Genomic DNA, 2,790 nt, shown 5'->3' with positions numbered 1-2,790 from the left:
CCGGCATGTCATCCGTATCCTGCGGGACGCTGCCCCGCAGGGTCAGGCTGTTGCCGGTTCCGGAGGCATCCGCTCCCGGTGCACCGCCGTCAGTGAAGTCGAGATGGAAGCCGCCCGTGCCATGGTCGAGCCCACCGGCATCCACGGCCTGCCACTCCGTCCCCGACAGTCCGCCAAAGGCATCCGCCCCCAGCGCCTCGCCGGAGACCAGATGTACATCGGCAAGCTTGCCGCCATAGTCATAGCGCGCATCGTGATTGCTGCCTTCCTGACGACCCCGCAGCAGGGTCCCCACGGCCAGTGTCGCACCCGACCCGATGATCGTCTCGTAGCCCTGTTGCGGATAGACACTGCTGCCCGTCGTCGCGACCTGCTCGCCATCCACATGGAACAGGACCCGGTCAGACGCCACCGCCTGTGTCGTGTCGACCGAGACCACAACATGATACCAGCGTGAGGCATCCGTCAGCCACGACCCGGTCTGCACATAGCCGTCGATCGCACCGTCAAGCCACAGCCGCAGGCCGCCCTGGCCATTGAAGCCCAGTCCGTCGGAATAGCGTGGCCCGCCCGCAGACAGGATATTCCCGCTCTCTCCCGGATCACCCTTCACCCAGGCCGAGAAGGTCCAGCGCTGACGGTCACCCGTCACATTACCGCTCAGATAACCCGAACCAAAGTCCCCGGACGCCTCGATCCCCGCTCCTGAGCCGCCGACAGAGACCGTCACCGCAGCCTCCGCACTCGCTCCCGTATGACCGTCGACCACACGGTAACGAAGCGACCCAAGGCCCGAGACGTCAGCACTCGCCGTGAACTGATAGGCACCACTGTCGATATCACCGAGACGCACCGTGCCGATCTCCGCACCCTCTGCGTTCTGCAGGGTGACATCCTGATCTGCCCCGACCCATTGCGAACTGGCCGCATCCCAGAGCTGATACTGTGACGCAGAGCCACCACCGCTCAGCGTTGCTGCGGCGCTGTTGCCGGCGGCCAGCTGGATCACCGAAGCCTCCGCCACAGGTGCTGTCGCCACATCAACACGGGCGCTTCCTGCAACGGTCTCGCGGCCATCGCTGATGTCATAGCTGATATCAGCCATACCGCTGAACCCGGCAGTCGGCGTGAAGTCCCAGCTGCCGTCGCCATTGTCCGTGAAGCTGCCACTGGCCGAAGACAGATTGCTGACACTCAGCAGATCGCCATCTGCATCACTCGCCGTACCGAGCAACAGGTCGGTGGTGATCCGGATCGTCACGTCTTCCGTGCCAGTCAGCGAAACCGGACCGCTGACAACCGGCGCTTCATTCATGTTCACGTAATCGACGGAGGCCGTGGCAGCCTGCGTGCCGCCCTGACCATCGCTCACCGTATAGCTCAGTGTCGCAATACCGACATAGTCCGCCCCCGGCGGGGTATAGGTGAAGGTCCCGTTGCCATTGTCGCTGATCGTGCCGGTATCTGCCGACAGGTCACTGACGCTCAGTACATCACCATCGACATCGCTGGCCGTCCCCAGCAGTTCCGCCAGGGTGATGGTCAGCGCCACACCGGTATCCTCACCGGTCACCGTCACCGCACCGGAGACGACCGGTGCATCATTCGACCCGACATAGGTCAGCGATACGGTTCCCAGCGTCTCGGTGATCCCGTCGCTGATGCCATAGGTCACCGTTGCCTCACCGGCAAAGTCGGCCTCTGCCGTCACCGTCCAGGTGCCGTCGCCGTTATCGGCAACCGTGCCATGATCAATGCTCAGAGAGGACAGCGACAGCGCATCACCGTCACCATCGCCGGTGCCCGCCAGAAGATCGGCGGCATCAATCACATAGCTGTTGTCTTCCGCAGCATCCGCCAGTACCGGATTGCCCAGAACCGGCGCTTCATTCACCGCATCCCAGCTGAGCGTGGTGGTCGCCGCGGTTGTGGTCTGGCCATCCGACAGGCTGTAACTGACCGTCGTGGCGCCCCAGTGATCCGCTTCCGGTGTGATCGTCCAGCTGCCGTCACCGTTATCTGCCACAGTCCCCCGGTCGATGGAGACGCCACTGACCGTCACTGCATCACCGTCGATATCCGTGGCACCGGCCAGCAGCATCGCGGCAGTCAGAACATAACTGACATTCTCGGTACCGTTCGACAGGGTCACGGTGCCTGCATCCGGCGCATCATTCGCATTCGCCAGCGTCAGGGTTGCCGTTGCCGCCGCTGAACTGGTCCCGTCACTGATGCTGTAGGTCAGCGTGATCTCTCCGGTCACGTCCGCCCCCGGCGTCACGGTCCAGCTGCCGTCGCCGTTATCGCTCACGCTGCCACCGGCAAGGCTGAGCCCTGTTACGCTCAGCGTATCAAAATCGGCATCCGTCGCACCGGCCAGAAGATCTGCCGCCTGCACCACAAAGGACTGATCCTCGGTGCCATCCGCCAGCACCACCGTGCCCGCAACCGGTGTGAAGTTGATGTCGGTCCGGGTCTGGTCGTCAAACTGCAGTGCATCGATGCCCCGCAGCAGGTCCGTGCCGTCGGCACCGCTGACCGTCACCGTGCCCGCCGCATCATCCAGCGTCACCGTATAGTCTGCTGCATTGCCGCTGAACACCGCCGTATCATTGCCCGCGCCACCAGTCAGCGTGTCATTGCCAGCGCCGCCGATCAGCAGATCGTCACCGTCACCACCATCCAGCAGGTCATCAGAGCCGCTGCCCTGCAACACATCATTCCCGGCTGTTGCGGTCAGCGGTTCCATGGCCGCGCCGCCGGCCGGCATGTCATCCGTATCCTGCGGGA

1 protein-coding gene is annotated in these 2,790 nt (G+C 63.8%); it reads right to left on the bottom strand.

Annotation, left to right across the window (positions count from 1 at the left end; all coding sequences use genetic code 11):
• Window positions 1–2,770, bottom strand: a 2,770-nt coding sequence (locus GH722_20630) for a tandem-95 repeat protein (GenBank protein ID MRG74168.1), incomplete at its 3' end; no start/stop codon positions are given.
• Window positions 2,771–2,790: the final 20 nt, after the last annotated feature.

The sequence above is a fragment of the Alphaproteobacteria bacterium HT1-32 genome (assembly GCA_009649675.1).
Taxonomy (GTDB): domain Bacteria; phylum Pseudomonadota; class Alphaproteobacteria; order Rhodospirillales; family HT1-32; genus HT1-32.
The sequence above is the reverse complement of the archived record's forward strand: the minus strand, read 5'-3'. Positions and strand labels throughout refer to the sequence as shown.